General features: G+C 32.3%; 20 protein-coding genes and 2 pseudogenes. 15 read left to right on the top strand and 7 right to left on the bottom strand.

The features are described from left to right. Positions 1 to 128: 128 nt before the first annotated feature. The 3 genes and pseudogenes from tnpA to CKL_RS20020 all read left to right on the top strand — a co-directional run bounded on the left by tnpA (position 129) and on the right by CKL_RS20020 (position 1402). Positions 129 to 386, top strand: coding sequence for an IS66 family insertion sequence element accessory protein TnpA (gene tnpA / locus CKL_RS21850; RefSeq protein ID WP_242652496.1), 258 nt, complete (start codon positions 129 to 131; stop codon positions 384 to 386). Beyond that, a pseudogene (gene tnpC / locus CKL_RS21845) lies at positions 350 to 1244 on the top strand (IS66 family transposase). The gene tnpA and the pseudogene tnpC overlap by 37 nt, the downstream one beginning before the upstream one ends. A gap of 23 nt (positions 1245 to 1267) precedes the next feature. Beyond that, on the top strand, positions 1268 to 1402 hold the full coding sequence (locus CKL_RS20020) for a hypothetical protein (RefSeq protein WP_172634772.1): 135 nt from the start codon (positions 1268 to 1270) through the stop codon (positions 1400 to 1402). 113 nt (positions 1403 to 1515) lie between these two features. Here the strand turns inward: CKL_RS20020 and CKL_RS15080 are convergent, their stop codons facing one another. The 4 genes from CKL_RS15080 to CKL_RS15065 form a co-directional block, all read right to left on the bottom strand. Beyond that, a complete protein-coding gene (locus CKL_RS15080) occupies positions 1516 to 4692 on the bottom strand; it encodes a beta strand repeat-containing protein (RefSeq protein ID WP_012620857.1) in 3177 nt (1058 codons plus the stop codon). Between the two features lie 160 nt (positions 4693 to 4852). Then, positions 4853 to 5596 (bottom strand): hypothetical protein, encoded by a 744-nt coding sequence (locus tag CKL_RS15075; RefSeq protein ID WP_012103440.1) that lies wholly within the window; start codon positions 5594 to 5596, stop codon positions 4853 to 4855. 23 nt (positions 5597 to 5619) lie between these two features. Then, complete coding sequence (locus tag CKL_RS15070; RefSeq protein ID WP_012103439.1) at positions 5620 to 6483, bottom strand: tyrosine-type recombinase/integrase; 864 nt, start codon at positions 6481 to 6483, stop codon at positions 5620 to 5622. Between the two features lie 25 nt (positions 6484 to 6508). Further along, entirely contained in the window at positions 6509 to 8374 is a 1866-nt protein-coding gene (locus CKL_RS15065; RefSeq protein ID WP_012103438.1) for an IS1634 family transposase, read from the bottom strand. A gap of 285 nt (positions 8375 to 8659) precedes the next feature. Between CKL_RS15065 and CKL_RS15060 the strand changes: the two genes are divergently transcribed. Further along, a complete protein-coding gene (locus CKL_RS15060; protein ID WP_041700850.1) occupies positions 8660 to 9457 on the top strand; it encodes an SLAP domain-containing protein in 798 nt (265 codons plus the stop codon). A gap of 231 nt (positions 9458 to 9688) precedes the next feature. Continuing rightward, entirely contained in the window at positions 9689 to 10324 is a 636-nt protein-coding gene (locus CKL_RS15055) for an Ig-like domain-containing domain (protein WP_012103436.1), read from the top strand. Positions 10325 to 10596: 272 nt separating this feature from the next. Here CKL_RS15055 and CKL_RS15050 read toward each other — a convergent pair whose 3' ends face one another. Continuing rightward, positions 10597 to 11520: a transposase gene (locus CKL_RS15050; protein WP_242649430.1), complete on the bottom strand. Its 924-nt coding sequence runs from the start codon at positions 11518 to 11520 to the stop codon at positions 10597 to 10599. Between the two features lie 5 nt (positions 11521 to 11525). Between CKL_RS15050 and CKL_RS21745 the strand changes: the two are divergent. Both CKL_RS21745 and CKL_RS15040 read left to right on the top strand, forming a co-directional pair. Next, a pseudogene (locus CKL_RS21745) lies at positions 11526 to 12929 on the top strand (AAA family ATPase). Between the two features lie 199 nt (positions 12930 to 13128). Beyond that, on the top strand, positions 13129 to 14190 hold the full coding sequence (locus CKL_RS15040; protein ID WP_012103432.1) for a PocR ligand-binding domain-containing protein: 1062 nt from the start codon (positions 13129 to 13131) through the stop codon (positions 14188 to 14190). A gap of 31 nt (positions 14191 to 14221) precedes the next feature. On the opposite strand, the gene CKL_RS15035 is transcribed toward CKL_RS15040, so the two are convergent. Then, complete coding sequence (locus CKL_RS15035) at positions 14222 to 14605, bottom strand: NusG domain II-containing protein (RefSeq protein ID WP_012103431.1); 384 nt, start codon at positions 14603 to 14605, stop codon at positions 14222 to 14224. A 385-nt stretch (positions 14606 to 14990) separates the two neighbouring features. On the opposite strand from CKL_RS15035, the gene modA reads away from it, so the two are divergent. From modA to CKL_RS15010, 5 genes are all read left to right on the top strand, one after another. Continuing rightward, on the top strand, positions 14991 to 15800 hold the full coding sequence (modA, locus tag CKL_RS15030) for a molybdate ABC transporter substrate-binding protein (RefSeq protein WP_012103430.1): 810 nt from the start codon (positions 14991 to 14993) through the stop codon (positions 15798 to 15800). A gap of 77 nt (positions 15801 to 15877) precedes the next feature. After that, entirely contained in the window at positions 15878 to 16564 is a 687-nt protein-coding gene (gene modB / locus CKL_RS15025; RefSeq protein ID WP_012103429.1) for a molybdate ABC transporter permease subunit, read from the top strand. Between the two features lies 1 nt (position 16565). Then, complete coding sequence (locus tag CKL_RS15020) at positions 16566 to 17636, top strand: sulfate/molybdate ABC transporter ATP-binding protein (protein WP_012103428.1); 1071 nt, start codon at positions 16566 to 16568, stop codon at positions 17634 to 17636. 133 nt (positions 17637 to 17769) lie between these two features. Next, a complete protein-coding gene (locus tag CKL_RS15015; RefSeq protein WP_012103427.1) occupies positions 17770 to 17976 on the top strand; it encodes a TOBE domain-containing protein in 207 nt (68 codons plus the stop codon). Between the two features lie 110 nt (positions 17977 to 18086). Next, positions 18087 to 19037, top strand: a complete 951-nt coding sequence (locus tag CKL_RS15010; RefSeq protein WP_012103426.1) for a hypothetical protein — start codon at positions 18087 to 18089, stop codon at positions 19035 to 19037. A 7-nt stretch (positions 19038 to 19044) separates the two neighbouring features. Here the strand turns inward: CKL_RS15010 and CKL_RS15005 are convergent, their stop codons facing one another. Beyond that, positions 19045 to 20007, bottom strand: a complete 963-nt coding sequence (locus tag CKL_RS15005; RefSeq protein ID WP_012103425.1) for a helix-turn-helix transcriptional regulator — start codon at positions 20005 to 20007, stop codon at positions 19045 to 19047. Between the two features lie 564 nt (positions 20008 to 20571). On the opposite strand from CKL_RS15005, the gene nifH reads away from it, so the two are divergent. The 3 genes from nifH to CKL_RS14990 all read left to right on the top strand — a co-directional run bounded on the left by nifH (position 20572) and on the right by CKL_RS14990 (position 22289). Further along, complete coding sequence (gene nifH, locus CKL_RS15000) at positions 20572 to 21390, top strand: nitrogenase iron protein (RefSeq protein WP_012103424.1); 819 nt, start codon at positions 20572 to 20574, stop codon at positions 21388 to 21390. A gap of 165 nt (positions 21391 to 21555) precedes the next feature. Further along, the gene (locus CKL_RS14995; RefSeq protein WP_012103423.1) at positions 21556 to 21882 is read left to right on the top strand and encodes a P-II family nitrogen regulator; all 327 of its coding nucleotides are present in this window, start codon (positions 21556 to 21558) and stop codon (positions 21880 to 21882) included. Between the two features lie 14 nt (positions 21883 to 21896). Next, positions 21897 to 22289 (top strand): P-II family nitrogen regulator, encoded by a 393-nt coding sequence (locus tag CKL_RS14990; protein ID WP_012103422.1) that lies wholly within the window; start codon positions 21897 to 21899, stop codon positions 22287 to 22289. The last annotated feature ends 11 nt before the right edge of the window (positions 22290 to 22300 follow it).

The following is a 22300-nucleotide window of genomic DNA, read 5'->3' as shown; positions in this document are numbered from 1 at the left end:
GTGGATGGAAAGCACTAAAAAGTGTGACATAATCACCTAAAATAAGTTTTAAAGTTTTTAAAGTTAACTTTAAAAACTTTAAAAGGAGGTTTTAGATAGATATACAAAAAGCGACTCAAGCGTATAGAATGAATGAGTGGATCAAAATCATACGTGAATGCCGTAGCAGTGGGCATACTGTGAAATCATGCCACTTAGAAAATGGTATTAGGACTACCAGGTATTATTACTGGTTGAAAAAAATACGTGCTGCTGCCTGTGAAGCCCTTCCTTCCATAAACTCGCAGAAACAAATAGTTCCTGTAGATACTTCTAAATTATCGAATACCATTTCTCAAGATGTAAACCTATGTCTCTCCGGGAAACAGCCCAGGCTGATATTATAGTTCGTTTAGGTTCTGCTGTGCTTAAAATTCACAACAGTACTTCATACAGTTTAATTAAAAATTTTATAAAGGTGCTGGAAAATGTAAGGCCAAACCTTGCAACTATGAGTAACTGGATTATGGTTACATCCAGAAACTGGCTGATGCCACTTACAAATCTGATGCGTCAAAAACTCATAGAAGAAAAATACCCTCATTCAGATGAAACTCCAGTACGGATACTTATGGAACCTGAGAGGAAAAACGCATCAGAATCCTATATGTGTGTATACAGCACATATGCAGATAGCCAGACACCAATAGACTGTTTGACTATAAGACTTCAAAAAGTGGAGATTGTGCAAAGAAATTTTTAAAAGGTTTTAAAGGGCATCTCCACACGAATTGTTATAAGGGCTATAACAAAATTCTGGAAATAACGAGGTATCTGTGCTGGACACAACTTAGGAGATATTTTATGGAAGCACTTCCGAAGGATATAAAAAGTCCTGAAGCTACACTTCCAGCAAGAGGAATTGACTTTTGCAATCAGCTCTTTTCAGAAGAAAAATTAATAGAGAAACTTACGCCGGACGAACGAAAAACCAAGTGTCTTGAAAAGGAAAAACCTATTCTGGAGGCCTTAGGTGGCTTGATTCCATAAGGTACAGCGGCCTTCCCAAATCAAAACTTGGAAAGGCTGTAGATTATGCAGTAAACAATAAAGAAGGATTTATCAATTATCTGTTGAACGGCAACTGTGCTATTTCAAATAACCTATCAGAAAATAGTATAAGACCTTTCAGCATAGGAAGAAAAAACTGGCTTTTCAGTAGAAGTCCAAAAGGTGCTGAAGCGAGTGCAGCGTTTATAGTATAATTGAAACAGCCAAAGCTAATGGATTGGAGGCATACAGTTATCTTCAATTTCTATTTAAAAATCTACCTGGTGTACAATTTGAAGCACATCCTGAATTTTTGGAAAAATACCTTCCATGGGATTCGTGGGTTCAATCTTCCTGCCCCAAAAATAAATAACTACAAAATTACGGTCATTCTAATGAATGACCGTTTATTTTTATGCTTATACACGAGTAATTTACCGCTTATCCTTTATGAAAATAAAAATGGCTTGTACTCCTAAGTTTCGCTTATGGTGCTACATAAGTTCCAATTACTACTCCAGTAGCATCATTTCTCTTTAATTGGTTACCATCAAAGTCAAGTATACCCTTATTAACTGCAGTAGTTGCACCTCCAGCAATTACATTAATTGTAGTAATTCCCTCATCAATAGTAGGTGTTGCTGTAAATGTTAATTTAACTGTCCTATTAGTTGTATCTGCTGAATCAAGTTCAATAGTTGTTAAATTATCTTTTGAAATATCATATCCCGAACTTAATACAAATAACCTATCTAAGTCATCTTCTACGATTGGAGATGCTGTAGTTGAGATAGCTTCACTAAATGTAATACGTAATACTTGATTTGTATTGTCATAATTAGCTGATGTAATATATGGTTTCGTTGTGGTTTCAAGTGTAGGTTGTTTAGCACTTAAGTCCTCAGCTTCACGTCCCCACAAGCTCTTGATATTAGAACCTGAGCCCGTGATTCCTACAGTTGCACTTATTGATGTTGGTAACACATCTGCTGCATTCACAGCATCAAATGTAATTGTAAGGATTTTTCCACTTTCTGTTGCTGTAAATGTTGTCGCACTATTTAGAGCTGATCCAGCTCCATTAAGAACTGTAATATTGGATTCATTAATATTCTGTGTTGAATCTAAATCAACATTATATGGAATTGTAATTGTGTCTCCTGCTGAAAGTACACCATTAGCATCAACATCTTTGTAAACAATATTACCTGTTTGAGCAGGTACTGCAGCATCTGCTGGATATGCCACTGTTCTCGTTTCAGTCCCTGTTAAATTAAGACCTTTATAATCATTAATGTCAGTAACTGCAAGATTCAATGGTGTTGAATTAAGTGCAAATGTTGTACCCTGTCCCAAAGTTATAACAACTTGGTTAGCTTTATCACCAACTGCTATTGTAGCATCTGTACCAACTGTTGGATTAGCTACTCTAAATGTTTCATTTGTTACGGCTACAGTCACTGGTTCAGCATATGTTAATACTATCTTGTCCCCAGCATTTACTCCAACTGTTCCATTATCTACAAATGTAGGTGCCGGAGCAGATGCTGCAACTGTTGTTGCATCATCAGCTGCTGTAATTGTTATATTTCCTGCGGCTACTTCAACATTGTAGGTATCTTTCATTCCAGATGAATAGCTAACTTTATAATTTGAAGTCGCGGTTAATTGATTAGCGGCAACTGTTCCTAGATCAAGGAAGAATATTCTTGCATCACTTGTTGGTATTATTGCCTGTACTGTTTTTACAACATTTGCATTAGATGCAAGAGCTACTGTGAACTTATCTTTTGTTACAGTACTAGCATCCATATCTTTGTTAAATGTTAATTTAACTAATCTCAATGACTGATTTGATGGAGTACAAGTTGTTGCTGTAGCATTGTTATAAGTTACAGGTATTTGAGTATCTTTTGTTTGAACTATACTATTATTTGAGTTCGTATCTGTAAGTACATCAGCATTACCTAATCTAACTTTTAATGAAGATTTATCTGTTATGCCCTCTAATGCTGCTGCGGCAGCAGCATTAGCATCAACATCTATCCATACCTCTTTTGCATAATCAGTTGCAAGATATTGAGTTGATCCATCAGCTTTACTCTTCATATCCGCTTGTATTAATGAAGTTAAATCATCAATTTGAGTTGTATCATCTCCATCAGCAAAGAATTGTACATCATTACCTGATGCAAAATTTGCAGAATTCATTAATACTGGTTCACTAAATACTAAATGTAATAAGTTTGTGCTTGCTTCATAAGATGAACTTTCTATAACTGGTTTAATATCATCATTTTCATAAGTTAAATCTGCTGCAGTAACACTTTCACTACTTAAACCACTTACAGTCTTAAATACACCACTAGCAAAGGATATTGTATGGGTAGCTGGAGCTACTCCTGATCCTTCAAATGCTAATAAGTCTACATTTTGTGAATCTGTTGCTGTAAATACCACCGTTTTGCCATTTGTTGTTGTTGTTAAATTCATCCCCAAATCAGCTAATGTTCTAGTAGCATTGCCCGTTAAAGATACACTAGCAAAATCAGTAAACTTAGAAACATCTATACCTTGATCGAACACTAATGTTAAAGTATTATCCAATTCATTCCACGTTGAGCTTTGTAATTTTGCATATTGTGATTTTGTTGCTACCACTGATCCCGCTATATTATCATTTCCGGCAACATCTTTAAATGCTCCTGGTTGAACATTTACTGTTAAATCAGTTAATGCACCTATTGCTGTTTTCTGTGCTGCCGTTAAATTTATTATTATTGTTCCAGAGTCTCCACTAGCTGCAACTGCTGCAGAAGTAAGTGAAACTCCACCAATTGTTATTTTGCTTTGGTCAACTGAGGCATCTGTTGATTGAGCAATTTCAGAAGCTGTTAACACCAACTGACCATTTGATCCAGCTTCCAGATTTAATGCAGCACTTACCAATGAAGGTGCTTGTGAATCAGATGCAATCACTCCTGTAAAATCTTTATAAGTATTTACAGCAAGGTCATTACCTGACAAATCTTTAATACGATTTGCAGCTATAGATGTAGATGGATTAATAAATAACCTATATTGTACAGCATCTAATGTGCCTAAATCATCAACTCCTAATAAGTCAGTAGTTTCACCATTTGATTTATCAAGATTAATTGTTAAAGTTTTGCCATCTTCCCCTAAGAGAGCTAAATCGCTTGCATCAAGAGTATGCTGTGCTCCTGTAGTTATGTTTCTCAATACAAATATTGAATTTCCAGTATTTTCAACTAGAGCCTTGTTTACTTTTTCACTAAACACTACAACTAATTGATTTCCATTGACATTTGTTACAGATTCAATTGTTGGAGCCACATTTGTTACTGCCGCTGTAGTTGTTTTAGCTTCCGAAGTTTCTTCACCTTTTATAGCTACTACACTAATGTCATAGTTTCCAACTGCTAATATACCTGAAGTGTATGTGAACGTTCCATCAGGTGCTGGAGTTACTTCTACTGCAGCGTTTGTTCCTAACGTAACTTTAACTTTTTCAGCGTTTGTAGCTGTACCTGATACTGTTACTGTTTCATCAGTATTGCTAATAGCACTTACTGAACCCAAGGCATTCCTATTTCTACCTACTCCTATTTTAGTTAAATTAATGCTTTTTACCGCTGACAACTCTGTATTTTGTTGAACTATAATTAAGCTATTATTAGATACACTAATAATTACAAAACAATGAGTTTTTTTTCTACAGTTTTATTGTACTTTAGAGAATTGCCTGATTTTTGAAAAATAACAGTGAGTTTAATCACTGTTATTTAGTAGATGGTTATTATTAAGCATTAAGCATTTTATTTACCTTATATTTGTATCCGTATTTATTAAAGAACTCTATTAGTGCTACCTCTAATATTTGTCTTTGGGTTATATTTTTTTCATTTGAATACTCCTTTAATAAAAATTTCAAGCTGCTCATCATCTGTGCTGATAGTATAGTTGGAATACCTGGAACTAAATATGTGGGTATTTTGTGTGTTTGCAGTTCTGGCATTAAATTTTCTATTAATTTATCCTTATTACTTTGCAGCATCTTTAGTAGTGGTATGAATTGATTAATATCTGTTTCATATGTTATATCCAGGGATTGTTTTGTTAGAGTTTCATTCTCTAACTTTCCTGCTCTCATTACATAATTATTTGATTTTTCATCCCAGATGTAATTTTGATTTCTCATATGTTTTGCCATTTCAATGTGATCTCTAAAGCCTGCTTTTTTAGCAATTGTAATTGGCTCTTCTATTCCGCTGTCAAATAAGTCTATTACTCTGCCTGCCTTTGTACCAATTGTCTTGATTTTATTTAGATTATCATTAAATGTTGTTTTTGGAACTTCCTCTTTATATTTTTCAGTTTTGGAATTCCATCTCCAATGCTTTCTTCTCATATACATATCTAAGCTCTTGTAATTCTTATATCCAAGTTCTTCTGCCAGTTCTTCTCTTGATTTACCTTCTGTTAATCCTTTTAATATTAATTTTACTTTATCATTATAGATTGCTTTTTTTGATATTTCTTCCATTGGTATAGCATTCTCCTTTATCTTTAAATTACATTTACAGCTTGTCTTAATTCTTCTTTACTGGTATGTGTGTAAATTGATGTTACTCTCAGGTCTGAATGTCCCAGTAGTTTTTGAATTTTAACCAGATTGACTTCCTGCTGAATTAGTTTTGATGCAAAACTGTGTCTTAAAATGTGAGCGGATACGTGTTTTTCCCATCCAAGCCTTTTAACTGTTTCGTTTATCTGTCTATTAATATGCTGGGGTGAAATTCTTCCTGAAGCTTTAGTTGCGAAAAAGTAGTTACTATTTACCTCCAGCCTTTCATTTTTAATATACTTTGTTAGAATTTTATTTAGTGTGTCACTTATTGGAATATCCCTGTCTTTATTTCCTTTCCCCCCAATTATATGTATTACTTTATTTTTAAAATCTACACTTTTAATCTTTAAATTAGTGCATTCTGATATTCTCATGCCTGTATGATATATTGCCATTACTATTGTTTTTATCAATTCATTTTCCATCTTTTGTACTAAAACTATCACTTCATTTTTAGTCAGATAGGTTCTTTCTTTCCTCTTTACTTTTATTGGTTCAAGATTTAGAGCTATGTTTTTTTCAACTAGCTCTTTTCTGCAGCAGTAATTATAAAAAGATCTTATTATATAATAGCTTTTGCTTCTGCTTGCCTGAGCTAATCCTCGAGCTAATTGACTGTCCAAATATTCTTCAAGATTGGTAAGTGTTATATCCTGTAAATATGGAGGATAATTGAATTTCTCAATAAGATATGATTCCATTCTTTTAAGGTGGTTACTGTATCCTGTTATTGTTTCTTTGCTTTTTTCAGTGTTTATTAAGTATTTTTTATATTGATTGACTGCTGCCTTTAAAAGTATCATTATATCTCTCCCTTTCATTTAGTAACTACAATCTAAACCCTGCCAGATTGTAAACTCTTTTAGTAATATCCTCTATATTTAATAGTCTATATATTTCTTCATGTACACTCTCGGGCATACTTGAAACTCTGATATGATGTATTTGATTATCTTCATCGGTAAATATTACAGTGCTTCTTTTGTGGGTGGATAATTGTTCCATTATAGTTGACCATTTTCTATGATCATCATTATCTTTTAATCTTTTTTCGATACTATTTAATAGGTGATATGCAAGTACCGATATAAATAAGTGTGCCTTTGTCCTTTCGGCTTTCTGATGATATATTGGTATCAGCCCTAAATCTGTTTTTAATGTTTTGAATGAATATTGTACATTTTTTAACATAATGTATATATCCCATATATTCTTTGCATCCATTTTCTTAAGAGTTGTTTCTATGACACAACATTCAGAGAATATGTCTTTTTCCTGTTTTTTAGGTTTTTTGATCCAGCTTATTTCTTTAACTTTTTTATTTTCTTCATTAAGATTGATATTTATATCATAATATCCAGCTATAGATGGGTATTTTTGTTTTAATTTTTCTATTCTTTCCCCCACTTTTTCCACAACCTTTAAGTATCCTTTGTTTATAGAGTTTTCTATTTTTTTTATATCTTCAATGAAATCTTCTTCTTTCTTTACGTTTATTGATGTATATTCCTGTAATCTGTTTTCATTTAAGCAAATGATTCTGCTTGTTTCTTCAAGGTCTATTTTTTTTATATATAAATTGTTTAATTCACCATAAGCATTAGGTCTATCGGATTTAATTACTTCAAAAGTATCTTTTGCATTTTTAAATTCTTTATTATATTTTTCTTCCCCACTGATTTGTTGTATTAATATGTATTCATAACCTTTACTCTTTATCAAAGATATATTGTCTTTGGTGGCAATTTTTCTATTTATGATGAGGGTGGGCTTCATTACAGATAATGTAGTATTTTTGCGTTCTAATCTATATAAAATATCCTCCAGAGTTTCAGGCTCTGACTGATTGCTATCATAAATTTCACTATATATAGGAAATCCTAAACTATTTACACATACAGTCAATGTAACCAGGGGACAATGGAACTCTTTTTTCTTTGAAACATCATGGCGTGTTATAGAATTTTTTTTACCACTCTTTTTAAAATATGCGTTAGTGAGATCAAATAAAAATATTGTATCTGATTTTTTAAGTAAATCCTCTTCTTTTTTTCTTACGGATGTTTCTATGTGATCTTTATGGGCAAATAATTTATCTGTTATTTCGTATACAGCATCTTTGCTTAACATGTCAATATGCACAGGTAATAATTCAAGTATACTTGAACGGTTATTAATCCAGTCTAAGGCATCCAATTCAGTGGATGGATTAATGAGACGTCCTATAATAACAGCTTTTGCCACTGCTCTCTCTTTTTCATTTATATCAGCATCTTTTAATATCTCTTCAAATTGCAGCTGTTCCCATGCTGAGTTTGCCACGAGTTCAGGACCCAATGAACGATTTTTACTTGTTCTAAGGGATTCAATGTCTATGGAAATTATTTTACTTTGCTGTACTCTCTGAGTTTTAGATTTATTTCTGTCCTGTATTAATTCATGATGTTCTATGGCTTTTGCTGCTATTTCATTTAAATTGGTATCCCTTTCAAATATACATACCTGCCCTGAAAGTCTTGATTCTAAAATCACAGCTAGTTTTCGCCAATCTGATCTTGGAACAGACAGGGTACCAAGGTTCATAATAATACGTTGTTTTACAGTAGTATTAACACGATAGGCCTCAACCAATTTGTGGGTTATGTATGTATTGCCATTTTTTTTATTTTTAGTTTTATACTCTCTTATAAACATTTAAAGCACCTCCAAAGCATGGTAATTTATACATAGGGTAAGTATACATGAAGGTAAATAAAAAGTAAATATTTTTTTAAAATATAGTCAATATTAGGTCACTACAAAAGTGTTTTTTAAATGAGGCTGTTTTCAAAGCTTATGAAATAATAAAAAGTTAATTTGAAAAGGACAGTTTATGATATAATAAAAATGAAAGAAGTATATGGATAGATATTTAATAAGAGTTGATTTATAATTTCTATAGGAAATTAAGTGTAAGTACAAGTTTTGGAGGTAAAATTTATGGCTGAAGATGTAAAAATGGAATTATCCCTAGCACAAGGGCATGGAGATATAATATCCAATGTTCAAAAAGAGATAATGGAGGAAGAACTTTCTGAAATGAATCCCATAAAAGAAAATGACATAAACATATCTACAGTTTATGTCTTTGATGATGGAGAAGAACTAGAAGCTAAAGTATATTTTAGAAATGGATTAAATAGGGATATAAACTTTGAGTTTGTTCCATTAATCTTATTGAATGCCCAAAATGAGGAAATTGCCAGTAAAACTTTTAACTTAAAAAATATGGGAAATATTCCTTCAGGTGGAGCAAGACCTTGGAAAATTCATTTTGATAAGAAGTTAGTGAAAATGGAAAAATTTCAGGATCAGCAGTGTAAAATAGTATTTAATTCTAGGGTAAAAGCTGTAAATTACGCTGATATAGAGTATGAAGAAATTCCAAAGGGATTTGAAAGATTTAGTAATGTTTTTGAGAAATTCTTATATGAACTTCCTGGAATAGAAAAGGGACAGTTAAGTATATCCACTTTTGATATAATTCATGGTGCAGATGGCAAAATTATTATAACACTTGTAATAAGAAATTCAACAAATAAAGATGTAGGATTGCAAGAGATTCCTATAACAATCAAAGATGAACAAAATAACATAGTAGCTTCAAGCAAATTTTCTCTAGATGGCTTTATGGTTAAATCCATGAAAGCTAGAATATGTAATTTAGCTATTGAAACTGATATGAAAATAGACGATGCTGTAAGTGTTAAGGATAAATGGAAGATGATTTTTCAGTAAGATATTTACATTTAGATAAACAAGCCTATTGGATAATAATAAAGTCGTTAATAGCAATCTAATCTTTTATTAATGCATTTAACTAAAAAGGCGTTTTAAAAAACGTCTTTTTAAGAGCCCACCTTAATACCAAAGTAATAATAAATTTCAACATCAATATCACATAATTTTACCATGAATCCTATTCTATTATGCTATAATATAGCTAAATATTAAAGAGGAGGATTCTTTGTGAAACTAAAACATATTTTTCTAGTGTCTATAATTTGCATTTTAGTATATGGTATTCCCGTTAAGGCCTTTGACTATGATATAAAATACATGGATTCTAAATCCAACATAGCGCAGAATAAAAGCTGGACAATAAAATTTAATAAGGAATTGAACGCAAGTACTGTTATAGAACAAAACATACAGGTATTGGACAGTGATGAGCAGATGGTTCCAATTACATTGTCCTTGAGCAGTGATAACCTGTCTATAACTCTATCACCTGATTCAAATTATGAAAAGGGGAAAACCTATACCCTGTGTATAAAAAAATCAGTGACGAGTAAAGATGGCTGCCAGCTTCTAAAAGAAGTTAGAATGGAATTCACCATTACAAACCCGGATCTTGTGGAAACAGTGAGCAAAATGGATAATATTGAAGCTGCAGTTAAAACTCAGCCAGAAAAAGATCTGGTGGCGGATGTAAAGTCCGTACTTATAAAAAAGATGAATGACCCCTCTAAAGAGATAGATACTTCATCTCTTAAATCTCAGTACGATAATCTTTCAGAAACGGAAAAGTTGGATCTTCAAAAGGTTTTCTTAAGTAATTTTTCCTTAGATACATTATCAGAAATAATGGCTTTGTTTGAATGAATAAGTTAAAGTAGGGTAAGGAGGGCTTTTATTGAATTGTAAATACATAAAAAATATACTTGGGATTTTTATATTGTTTTTTGTCTTGGTATTTCCTGTACAGGTACAAGCTGTAAAGGGAGAAAATCTTATTAATGAGAGCTGTCAATGACTCACCGCCTAAAGAGGCGGGAGCTTGTAACTCTGCTACACGTGGTACTAACGATCAAAATATCTCCCACCTCAAATGTAGGTTACGATACGGTGATTGACTGCACCGCAACGTAGCAAGTTTACTCACTATGTTCTTTGAAGGATTGTTCAATATATTCAATGCCTTTTCTCCAAAGATTTATTGCTCCGATTCTATCATCATTTGACTGATAGCTGCAATTTTTGCACTTAAAGATATGGTTTTTCTTATCTCTATTAGCTTTTTCAATATGCCCACATTTAGGGCAAGTTTGACTTGTATATTTAGGATTGACTGCCATAACTATTGAGCCATTCATTTGTGCTTTATATTCCAATAGTTGCCTAAATTGATAGAAAGCCCAGGATACAGAAACATACCTATTATTGATAGTTACTTTTTCAGTAGCAGTTCTAACGTTAGTTAAATCTTCAAGTACAAACAAGGTATTTGTTCCGTACTTGTCAACGAGTGACTTTGTTATCTGGTGGTTTATGTCAGATACATAACGGTTTTCTCTTGAACCTATAGATTTAATTCTACGCTTTGCTGATTTACTGCCACATTCTTGAAGCTGTTTTCTTAGAATTTTATAATGACCTCTTTTGGCTTTTATATGTCTACCTTGGTAGAATGTAGCTTTACCAAAGCTGTCATAAGTAGTAGCTAGAAAATTTATGCCGAGGTCAATGCCTACAATTTTGTTAATTTCAAAAGGCGTGGTTTGAGGATAGTCTTTAGTCACTGGTATGTGCAAAAAGTATTTATTAAATTTATATACTAATTTAGCAGTACCAAAACTATAAGAACCATCAAAATACTTTTCCATGCCTTTAGATTGGTAGGGGATTTTTAGTCTACCTTGTAGACTATTAATAGAGAATATATTTTTATTTAGAGAATAATCTCGATTCCAAACAAGGTCATATTCTAAGTTCTCAAACTGCACTAAGGTAAAATCATGTCCATTTGACTTATTGGTTTTATATTTAGCAATAGCAGTTTTCATACAACTTTGAGCCATTTGAGATTTTAAATAATAAGTTTCTCTTAAGTAATAATAAGTGTATTCATTATGTAGATAAAACATCCTATATAGAGTTATTGGATAGATATGCACCTTATCAATTTTTTATAAGACCCAGAAGATTTGGAAAGAGTTTATTTATATCAATGCTTGAAAATTATTACGATATAAATAAAAAGGATAAATTTCAGGATTTATTTGGAGAATTATATATAGGTAAAAAACCCACAAAGAATAAAAATAAATTTCTCGTTTGGAGGATGAGTTTTGCCAGTGTAGATGCAGGCCACGGAGAAGAGGAATTAAGAAAAAGTTTTAATACGAAAATAACTTATTCAGTGAAAAGTTTTTTTGTGAAATATTCTTATTTTTTTCAGAGTGAAAAAGTAGTTCAAGATATTATTGAAGCGGAAGCAGCAGTTGAATACATAGCTTATCTTTCTAGAAAAGCAAAGATACCTGTTTTTGTCTTAATAGATGAATATGATAACTTTGCAAATGAACTAATAACTGGAGGAAAACAAAATACTTACAGCAGTATACTTCATGGTGAAGAAGGTTTCGTTAAAGTCTTTTATAAAGCCTTAAAAGATGCCACTATGGATAATTTTAATAGAATATTTATGACTGGAGTAAGTCCTATAATGCTGGATGATTTGACTAGCGGCTTTAATATAACTAGAAACTATACTTTAGATGAAAACCTTAATGCTATGCTTGGATTTACTGGGGATGAACTTTCCTGGATTATGGATGAGGTAGGCATACAAGATATAGAAATTACAAAAAAATGTGCAAAGATATGACGGAATACTATAATGGATACAAATTTAATGAAAACAGTGAATCTGTTTTTAATCCAGATATGACTATGTATTTTCTTGAAGGTTATTTAGCATATAATCGTTATCCTAAAGAAATGATAGATAATAATGTAAAAACAGATTATGGTAAAGTTAATCAATTGGCACGTAATTTTAATGATAGGGAAGCTTTGGAAGAAATAATGTCCCTAGGTCAAACAGCTACAATTCTCGTAGACAGATTTAACATTCACACCATGTATAGTGTGAAAGAGAATTTTAAGTCACTGCTTTTTTATCTTGGAATGCTTACTATAAAAGGAGCAGGACCTCTTGGAACTGTGCTAAATGTACCTAATTATGTTATAAAAACTATTTATTGGGAGCAGCGTTTTCAGAAAATCAATGAAGATTATAATATTGAAGTATGTAAGAGAAAGTGATAGAGATACATTAGACAAGGTAAAAAAACAGGGGTTGAAACAACTTCAATTGTATGGAGAAAGTAAAATGGTTCAAGAAGAGCTGGAAAAAGAGGGATTAAAGAAAGTGCTAATTATAGTCGTAGAAAAAAAGGACATTTATACCGTAGATTTAATCTAATTTTTTGGAAAATGCAACTTTATAATAACATCGTTCACAATAATATACTATTATTATTGAATTTATTACATATTGTGTATTATATATGAATTCAACGTTAAATTAACCAAAAAAATGTTGAATAATGTGTTGGGCAAACCTATAATAATACGTATAAGTATTATATTTATTAGAGTTATTTTAAGAGGAGGATTTGCCTATGATTAGAATATTAAATGGCGGAGAGCTTGATTTAAGTGTACTTGAGATCAAGGATGTACTGGATATTGACATGTTACAAAAATTTCAGGATAATTTTGCGGAAAGTATGAATATAGCCAGTGTAACTGTAGATAGAAATGGCAATCCTGTAACAAGACCAAGTTCCTATACAAGCCTTTGCCAGTATACCCATTCAACCAAAATAGGAGATGACAGATGTGCAGAATCCCATAAAAGGGGTGGAGAAGAAGCCACAAGAACAAAGAAACCATACATATATAAATGTCATGCAGGGTTGATAGATTTTGCAGCACCTATTACTATAGAAGGAGAATCCATAGGCACAATTTTAGGAGGACAAATACTATATGAAAAACCTGAAAAATCGGAATTCAGGAAAATTGCAAAAGAAATAGGGTTTAATGAGGACAGATATCTGGAGGCTTTAGAACAAATTAAAATTATAGAAGAGAAAAATGTAAAGGCTGCAGCAGAGCTTCTTTATGTTGTGGCAAATTATCTGTCAAAAATTGGTTATGAACAGATTAAACATAATTCACAATCTAGGGATAAAATTACTTCAATTGCGGAAGTACTAAATAACAGCTTTAGACAGATATCTACTACCATGGAGGAACTTGCAGTGTCTTCCGTTGATGTAACAAATAACCAGCATGTACTTGCCCAGAACATAAATAATATAAATGAGATCTCTGAAGGTATAAATAACATATTGAATTCCATAAAAAACATAGCGGATAAAACCAAGATGCTTGGTTTAAATGCAGCTATAGAAGCTGCCAGGGCTGGAGAATCAGGAAAGGGATTTGGGGTAGTGGCAAATGAAATAAGAACATTATCTGAAAGCTCCAAAGAAACAACACAAAAGATTGTATCCCTTACAGACAGGATACAATCAGCTGTTGCCAAAGCTCTCAATGAATCAGAATCCACCCTTAAAACTACAGAAAATCAATCCTCCTCGATAGAGGAAGTCACAGGTAATGTAGAAGAGCTTTCAGGGCTGGTTGAGGAGCTGAACAATATTATAAGCGTATAATCTTTACATATGTTTTTAAAATGGTTAAGCCCTATCTTGTAATATCGTCATAATTTGAATTTTTACCATCTATACTTATTATAAGTCTGTGGGGAAGGCATACAATGTTTTCCCCGGGCTTTGATATCCACCCTTTTTTTACACATATTTTATCAGGGCAGTTTGCATCTGTAATGCGAATCCTTCCCTTTTCCACCTTTATTTTATTAAAATCATTGTCTTTGTATTTTATAATAAATTCTTCACTGTTTTTAACAGTACTTAAATTAATAGTTTTTATAAGCTTGCCATCTTGTTTTATCAGGGCAATCCTACTGGAACTTTCCATGCGGTTTTTGTATATTAAAACTCCTGCAGTACTTATAACAAGCAGTACAATTATAATTAATGCAGCAATCTCATCTCCCTTTTTCATTTCATTCTCCTTCTTAATCCAAGAATCACTCAATATAGAGAATTCTACTACATTTTAAGTACATTTACAACGGGATAATTCAATGAAGTCAATTCCTAAATTTACATACATTTCTCAAATTATCTACAAATTATGAGTTAAAGCATAAAAAAACTTTTTATTTCTTAATTGGTTAATGAAAACCTTTAATATTGTAAATATGATAATAAATTATCAGAAAACTCTTGATTAATACTTTATTTGAATATATAATCATAGATATATAATAATACATAATATTACATTATAAAAAATAGATGTAATTTCTGGCTTTATCTAGTTATGTTATGTAATGTTATGTTTTGTCATGGCAATTTAATTTTTTTAATTTAAGGGGGTATTTAATTTGAAAAGAACTAAAAAAATTTTATCTTTAATTTTGTTTTCACTTATTGTATTTTTGGCTGCAGGTTGTGGCAATACTGCTGAAAATTCAAAGGATCAAAAATCCGATACTTCAACAAAGACAACTTTAACTATATCTGCTGCTGCCAGTTTAAAAGATTCCATGAATGAAATTAAAGAACTGTATGTGAAAGAAAACTCAAATGTTGCAATTACATACAATTTTGGAGCCTCCGGTACCTTGCAGAAGCAAATTGAACAGGGTGCGCCGGCAGATATATTTATGTCCGCTGCCACAAAACAGATGGATGAACTCAAAAATAAAAATTTAATGGTAAGTGATACCATTAAAAATCTTTTGCAAAATGATGTAGTACTAGTTGTACCAAAAGATTCAGCTAAAGTTAAAAGCTTTGAGGATTTAACATCAGATGATGTTAAAAAAATAGCTCTTGGGGAGCCTAAGAGTGTACCTGCTGGACAATATGCAGAAGAAGTACTTACAAACTTGAATGTATTGGATAAAGTTAAGTCAAAGGCTGTTTATGGAAAAGATGTAAAGGAAGTTTTAACCTGGGTTGAAACGGGAAATGCAGATGCAGGAATTGTCTATAAAACTGATGCACTGGTATCTGATAAAGCTGCGATTGCAGCCACTGCACCGGAGGATTCTCATAAAGCTGTGGTGTATCCTGTAGGAGTAGTTAAAGACAGCAAAAATGTAGAAGCAGCTAAAAGCTTTTTAAAGTTCCTGTCTGGTGATAAAGCTAAAGCAGTATTTGAGAAATATGGATTTAAGATGGGAGAATAGTTTAGTAATGTAATATTAAAAGGGAGTAGAAAATTGGTGAACATATAGTCTTACTTGATTTTAAAGAGGTGATATGAATGAATTTTGATATTTCACCGGCATGGATTTCAGTGAAAACTACTTTTATAGCTACCATCATAACATTTTTTGTTGGAATTGCTGCTGCCTATTGGATGACTAATTATAATGGAAAATTTAAAAGTGCTGTGGATACCATATTTACATTACCTCTTGTACTGCCCCCTACGGTAGTGGGATTCTTTTTACTGCTTATATTTGGGAAAAATGGACCTATGGGTAAACTTTTGTTGAAAATTGGTACTAACTTGATTTTTTCATGGCCTGCTGCAGTTATAGCTGCAACTATTATTGCTTTTCCCCTGATGTATAGGACAACTAAAGGGGCCTTTGAGCAGGTGGATAATAATATTGTAAATGCGGCCAGAACTCTTGGAGTGTCCCGGTGGAAAATTTTTTGGAAAGTTATATTGCCTCTGGCATGGCCAGGTATAGCTGCAGCTACAATTCTTTCTTTTGCAAGAGCTCTTGGAGAATTTGGAGCTACTCTTATGGTAGCTGGAAATATACCGGGCAGGACCCAGACAATTCCCCTGGCTATTTATTTCGCAGCTGAAAGCGGAGAAATGGATAAGGCCCTTATGTGGGTTATATTGATTGTAATAATCTCAACTATAGTGATTTTCCTTATGAACTATTGGAATGAACATGAAAAAAGAAATGTTTATGGAGTTAGGAGGGAATAACATGGGATTATACGTTGATATTGAAAAAAATTTCTCTGGATTTTATTTAAATGTTAAATTTCATACCAGAGACAATATTATAGGACTTCTTGGAGCTTCAGGTTCTGGTAAAAGTATGACTTTAAGGTGTATTGCGGGTCTTGAAACACCACATAAGGGAAAGATAATGTTAAATGAAAAAGTTTTATATGATGGAGAAAAAAAGATAAATGTTAAAAGTGGCAGGAGAAGGAGTGGATTTTTATTTCAAAATTATGCATTGTTTCCCAATATGACAGTAAGCCAGAATATAGGTTTTGGATTAAGTCGTATGTCAGCTGATGAGAAAAGGAAAATAATAAATGAAAAAATAAATATGATGGATCTTCAAGGACTGGAAAATAGATTTCCCAGTCAGCTTTCAGGGGGACAACAGCAGAGGGTGGCCATTGCAAGAGCTATGGCCATAGATCCTGAAATACTGCTTTTAGATGAGCCATTTTCTGCCCTGGACAGCCATTTGAGAAATAAAATGGAAGAAAAACTCAAAGAAGTACTTTCAAGCTATAAGGGTACTACAGTCTTTGTGTCTCATAATAGAGACGAAATATATCGTATTTGCAAAAATATTGTAATAATGGATAATGGAGCAGTAGAGGTTTTTGGAGATAGAAATTATATATTTGAAAATCCCGGTACCGTAGCAGCAGCAAGACTTACAGGGTGTAAAAATATATCCAGGATTAAAATATTGGATGAAAATACTTTAGAGGCTCTGGACTGGGGGTGTACCCTTAAAGTTAATAAAAAAATTGAAAAATCCCAATGCTATGTGGGAATAAGAGCCCATTACATAAGTCTTGGAGAATCGGGACAAAAAGATAATATTGTTAAATGCAAGGTAAATCATATAAATGAAAGTCCTTTTACTGTGGAAGTGTGCCTGGATAGTGTAGGGGAGGGAGCATATGGCAAAACAGAGAGTCTGCGCTGGGAAATCACAAAGGAAATGTGGCATAACATAGAGAATTTAAAACAGCCCTGGGATATATGTATAGGAAAAGAGCAGCTTTTCTTAATGAGATCAAATTAAGGGAAAACTATAGGATAAATATATCTTGTGGTTTTTCTTGGTTTTTTAAAAAATATGTTGCAAAAAAACTGTAAAAAGGTATAATTATGTTAAATTAAAACAAAATATGAGTACTTTAAGGAGGTAGATAAATATGAAAATAAGTGCAAGAAATCAATTGAGAGGAAAAGTTACTGAAATAAAAGAAGGTGCTGTAAATGCGGAAGTTATTGTGGATTTAGGTAATGACAGATCCATATGCTCCATTATTACCATGGAGTCTTTAAAAAATTTAGGTATTAAAGTTGGCTCGGAGGTTACAACTTTAATTAAAGCATCTTCTGTAATACTAATGGCGTAAATTTGTAGATTCAATTAAGAATTAGGAGTTAATAATCAAAAGTTATAGGTAATTTTCTTCTACTTTTAACTCTTAATTCTTAACTATATATTAAGTCGGGAGGGGAATAAATGGAACGGATAAATACCAAATATGGAATTTTGGAAGGGCTAACATATGTGAAGCACCATGAGAATGGCAGTTTGAGGGAATGTACATTAGATAAATTAAATAAACTGGAAACTCCCTATGGGCTTTTAATACCTAAATACGAATACGGTGAAGAAAGGAGTAAACATATACCTTCTGCTGCTTTTTACGATAATGGAAATTTAAAAAAAATTTACCTTGAAAAACAGACTGATGTTAACACTTCTATTGGTATACTACCAGCTGAACTTATTACATTTTATGAAGATGAAAGTATAAAGAGAATTTTTCCTTTGAATGGAAAAATAACAGGTTACTGGTCCGAAGAAGATGAATATAATCTGGCAGAAGAAATAGAGATTGATATTTCTACGGGAAAATTAAAAGAGAAGATTATTTCAGTATATTTTTATAAAAGTGGAAGTATAAAGAGCCTTACTTTCTGGAGTAAAAATGATATTAAAATAAATTCTCCTTCAGGAGATGTATTTGTTCGTATAGGAGTATCCTTTTATGAGGATGGGAAACTTAAGTCTTTTGAACCTGCAAAACCTACAGCTATCTCCACTGGAATAGGCACTATAATGGCTTATGATACCCAGGCCCTGGGTATTTATGGAGATTCTAATTCTGTGAAATTTTTTAATGAGGGCAGAGTGGAATCACTTATAACTTCTACAGATACTATAGAAGTTATAAGCAAAAAAGGAGAAAAAAATTTGCATGAGCCTTTATTAAGACCAAGTGTAATTAATGAAAATTTTATGGAAATTGTACCTTTGAATATAGAATTCTATGAGGATAAAGTAAAATTCAGCAGTGGCATACACCATAGATTTCCTGCTGAATATATTATTAATCAATATAATTTTCATATAAAAAGTTCACCTTTTGAGGAGAGTTCTCCCTGTTCATCCTGTACAGGCTATTAAAATTATGTTATAGTTCTGCTATAATATTTCCTGTTTCTGTAAGATCGTAGCCTCCTATGCCGGAAAGTTCTGTCTTGAACTCTTTGGAGCGTATTATTTCTATTATTGATTTAAAGGGAGAGTCATACATGTTTTCTTTTTTTATAACCAGTTCATATCTTTCTTTTTGCAGTGGTATAAAGTCTATACCTTTAACCTGCAGACTGGTCTTCTCGTTTCCAAGGGCCAGATCTGCCCCACCTCTTGCTACGGTGCTAGCTACTGTTAGATGGGAAAAACATTCTCTATTATAACCATTTATATCCTTTCCATTAACATTTAGTAATTTTAGGTGTTCATCTAAAAGAATTCTGGTACCACATCCCTTTTCTCTGTTTACCATAGTTATATCATTCCTTTTTAAATCCTCCCAGCCTTGAATTTTTTTTGGATTTCCATGAGGTACGTAAAAACCCTGCATTCTACATGCCAGGTGAATTATTACTGTTGGAATTCCAGGAATCAGTCTCCTTACAAATGGTATGTTGTATTTGCCGGAATCTCCATCCCAAAGGTGAGAAGTAGCCACCTGCACTTTGCCAAGATATAGTGCTAAAAGTCCGTTATAACTTCCTACATATGAGCGGAAAGTTCTGATACCACTGCAGTGAAATTCTATATATCTGGATAATATATCTAAAAGGACATCCTGTCCGCAAATTACAAAACCATCACTGATATCTGCATCCCGGGGATAAAACATATTAGAATAAGACAAGTCATCTTTGATAATAGGTCTATGAGAAATTTCTCCTGTTGTATTCTTAGTTCTATTTTTATAGTTTTCCACATCTTTTAAATCTACACGAATTTTTTTGCCTACCTTATATCCATTTAATTCTCCTCTTTTAATCAATTCGTAGACTGTATTCTTGGTTATTTTTAGCATCCCCGCAACTTCCTGGGGAGTTAAGACTGTATTTTCTATCATAGTGTATCTCCTTTCATAAAAGTATGATAGTATATCTTAAAGTTATAGGACATTAACTTATATAATAATTTTAACAATAATTTTAATACATATTTACTAAAAACACAAATTTATAATTAGGTTTTTATTAAAAACATATAATAATTTTTAAATAAAAAATATATTTTTAATTTTTTAAAAATAATAATAAATGACAAAATGATATATGAATTTATCAAAATTTAGAGCAGACATCTATTATATATATAACATAATGTAACATAATATAATATAACAAAATTTGAATTTTATCAATTATGAAATATATCAAAAATACATAAAAAGCAATATAAATGAACTTTATATCAATGTGATAATTAAAGAAAAACTTTATGATAAGGTTATCATTTTAAGCATGGGTTTATTGATAAATTAATAATTTAACTGTTGATTTTTTAAATAATCTATGATATATTTTGATATAATTATTAAACATATAAAAAAGTAAACTTAAATTAATGAATTTCAATTTTAAAAAAGTTGCATTTTGCACTTTTAAATTTATTTGGTAAAGGAGAATGAAAAATGAGACAAGTGGCTATTTATGGAAAAGGCGGAATAGGAAAATCTACAACTACACAAAATCTTACTGCAGGACTTGCTGAAATGAAGAAGAAAATAATGGTAGTAGGATGTGATCCAAAAGCGGATTCCACAAGATTACTTTTAGGTGGACTGGCACAGAAAACAGTTCTTGATACACTGAGAGAAGAAGGGGAGGATGTAGATTTAGAGGAAATAATGAAAATTGGATATGGAGATGTGAAATGTGTTGAGTCAGGGGGACCTGAACCGGGAGTTGGATGTGCCGGCAGGGGGATTATAACCTCAATCAATATGCTGGAGCAGCTTGGTGCTTATGAAGATGAATTGGATTATGTTTTTTATGATGTATTAGGTGATGTTGTATGTGGTGGATTTGCAATGCCAATCCGTGAGGGCAAAGCTAAAGAAATATATATAGTTGCCAGTGGAGAAATGATGGCTATGTATGCTGCAAATAATATTTCAAAAGGTATAAGTAAATTTGCCAATGTAGGCGGTGTAAGGTTAGGTGGTGTTATATGCAACAGCAGAAAAGTTGCAAATGAAAGAGAGCTTTTGGAAGCTTTTGCAAAAGAACTTGGAACACAGCTTATTTATTTTGTACCCCGCAGCCAGGATGTCCAAAGAGCAGAAATAAATAAACAGACCGTTATACAGTTTAGCCCTGAAGTGGAACAGGCAGATGAGTATAGGGAACTGGCTAAAGCTATAGATGGAAATGACATGTTTGTAATACCAAAGCCTATGGCACAGGAAAGATTGGAAGATATACTTATGGAACATGGGCTGCTGGAATGATGAAAATCTCAAAAATATATGAAAAAATAAGGATATCAAATAAGATTAGAATCAGAGAGTATATCTCTTAAATTCAGCTAAAATTCCAAGAGATATACCTAAAGTTAATTAAAAAATCAAATTATAACCAAAGGTATTATACCATAAAAGAGGAGTGAATTCAATATGCTATTGGTAAAAGCTATTATTAGACCAGAAAAAACAGCGGTTGTGCTTTCAGAATTATGTGATGCAGGGTTCCCGGCAGTTACCAAGTTTGATGTAGTAGGCAGGGGTAAGCAGAGAGGAGTAAAAGTAGGAGAAATATTTTATGATGAAATACCAAAGCAAATGCTTTTGATAGCTATAAAGGATGAAGACAAAGAAGATATTATAAAAATAATTACAAAAAATGCAAAAACAGGTGAAAAAGGAGCCTTTGGAGATGGAAAGATATTTGTAACTCCAGTGGAAGAGGTGTATACCATAAGTTCAGGAACAAGTACTTTATAAGGGGGAACCGTAAAATGAAAGAAATTATGGCCGTTATTCGAATGAATATGGTAGGTAAAACAAAAAAAGCTCTTGCTGAAAATGGCTTTCCATCTATAACCTGTAAAGATGTTTTAGGGCGAGGAAAGAAAATGGTTAATTTCTCCATGGTAAGTGAATATATGTCGGAAGAAGAACTGCACAGGATTGAGGATAGAAAAATTATGGAGCAGATATCTGAAAGCTACAGATTGATTTCAAAAAGACTTATATGGATTTTAGCTAAGGATGAAGATGTAAAAAAAATTGCAGATATTATTATTGATATAAATCAAACAGGACATCCAGGAGACGGAAAAATATTTGTAACCAAAGTTACAGATGTGGTAAGGATAAGAACTGGAGAAACACAGGATGAAGCTGTTTAATTTTTAGAAGG

The organism is Clostridium kluyveri DSM 555 (genome assembly GCF_000016505.1).
GTDB classification, from domain to species: domain Bacteria; phylum Bacillota; class Clostridia; order Clostridiales; family Clostridiaceae; genus Clostridium_B; species Clostridium_B kluyveri.
This window is presented reverse-complemented; position numbering and strand designations above follow the sequence as displayed.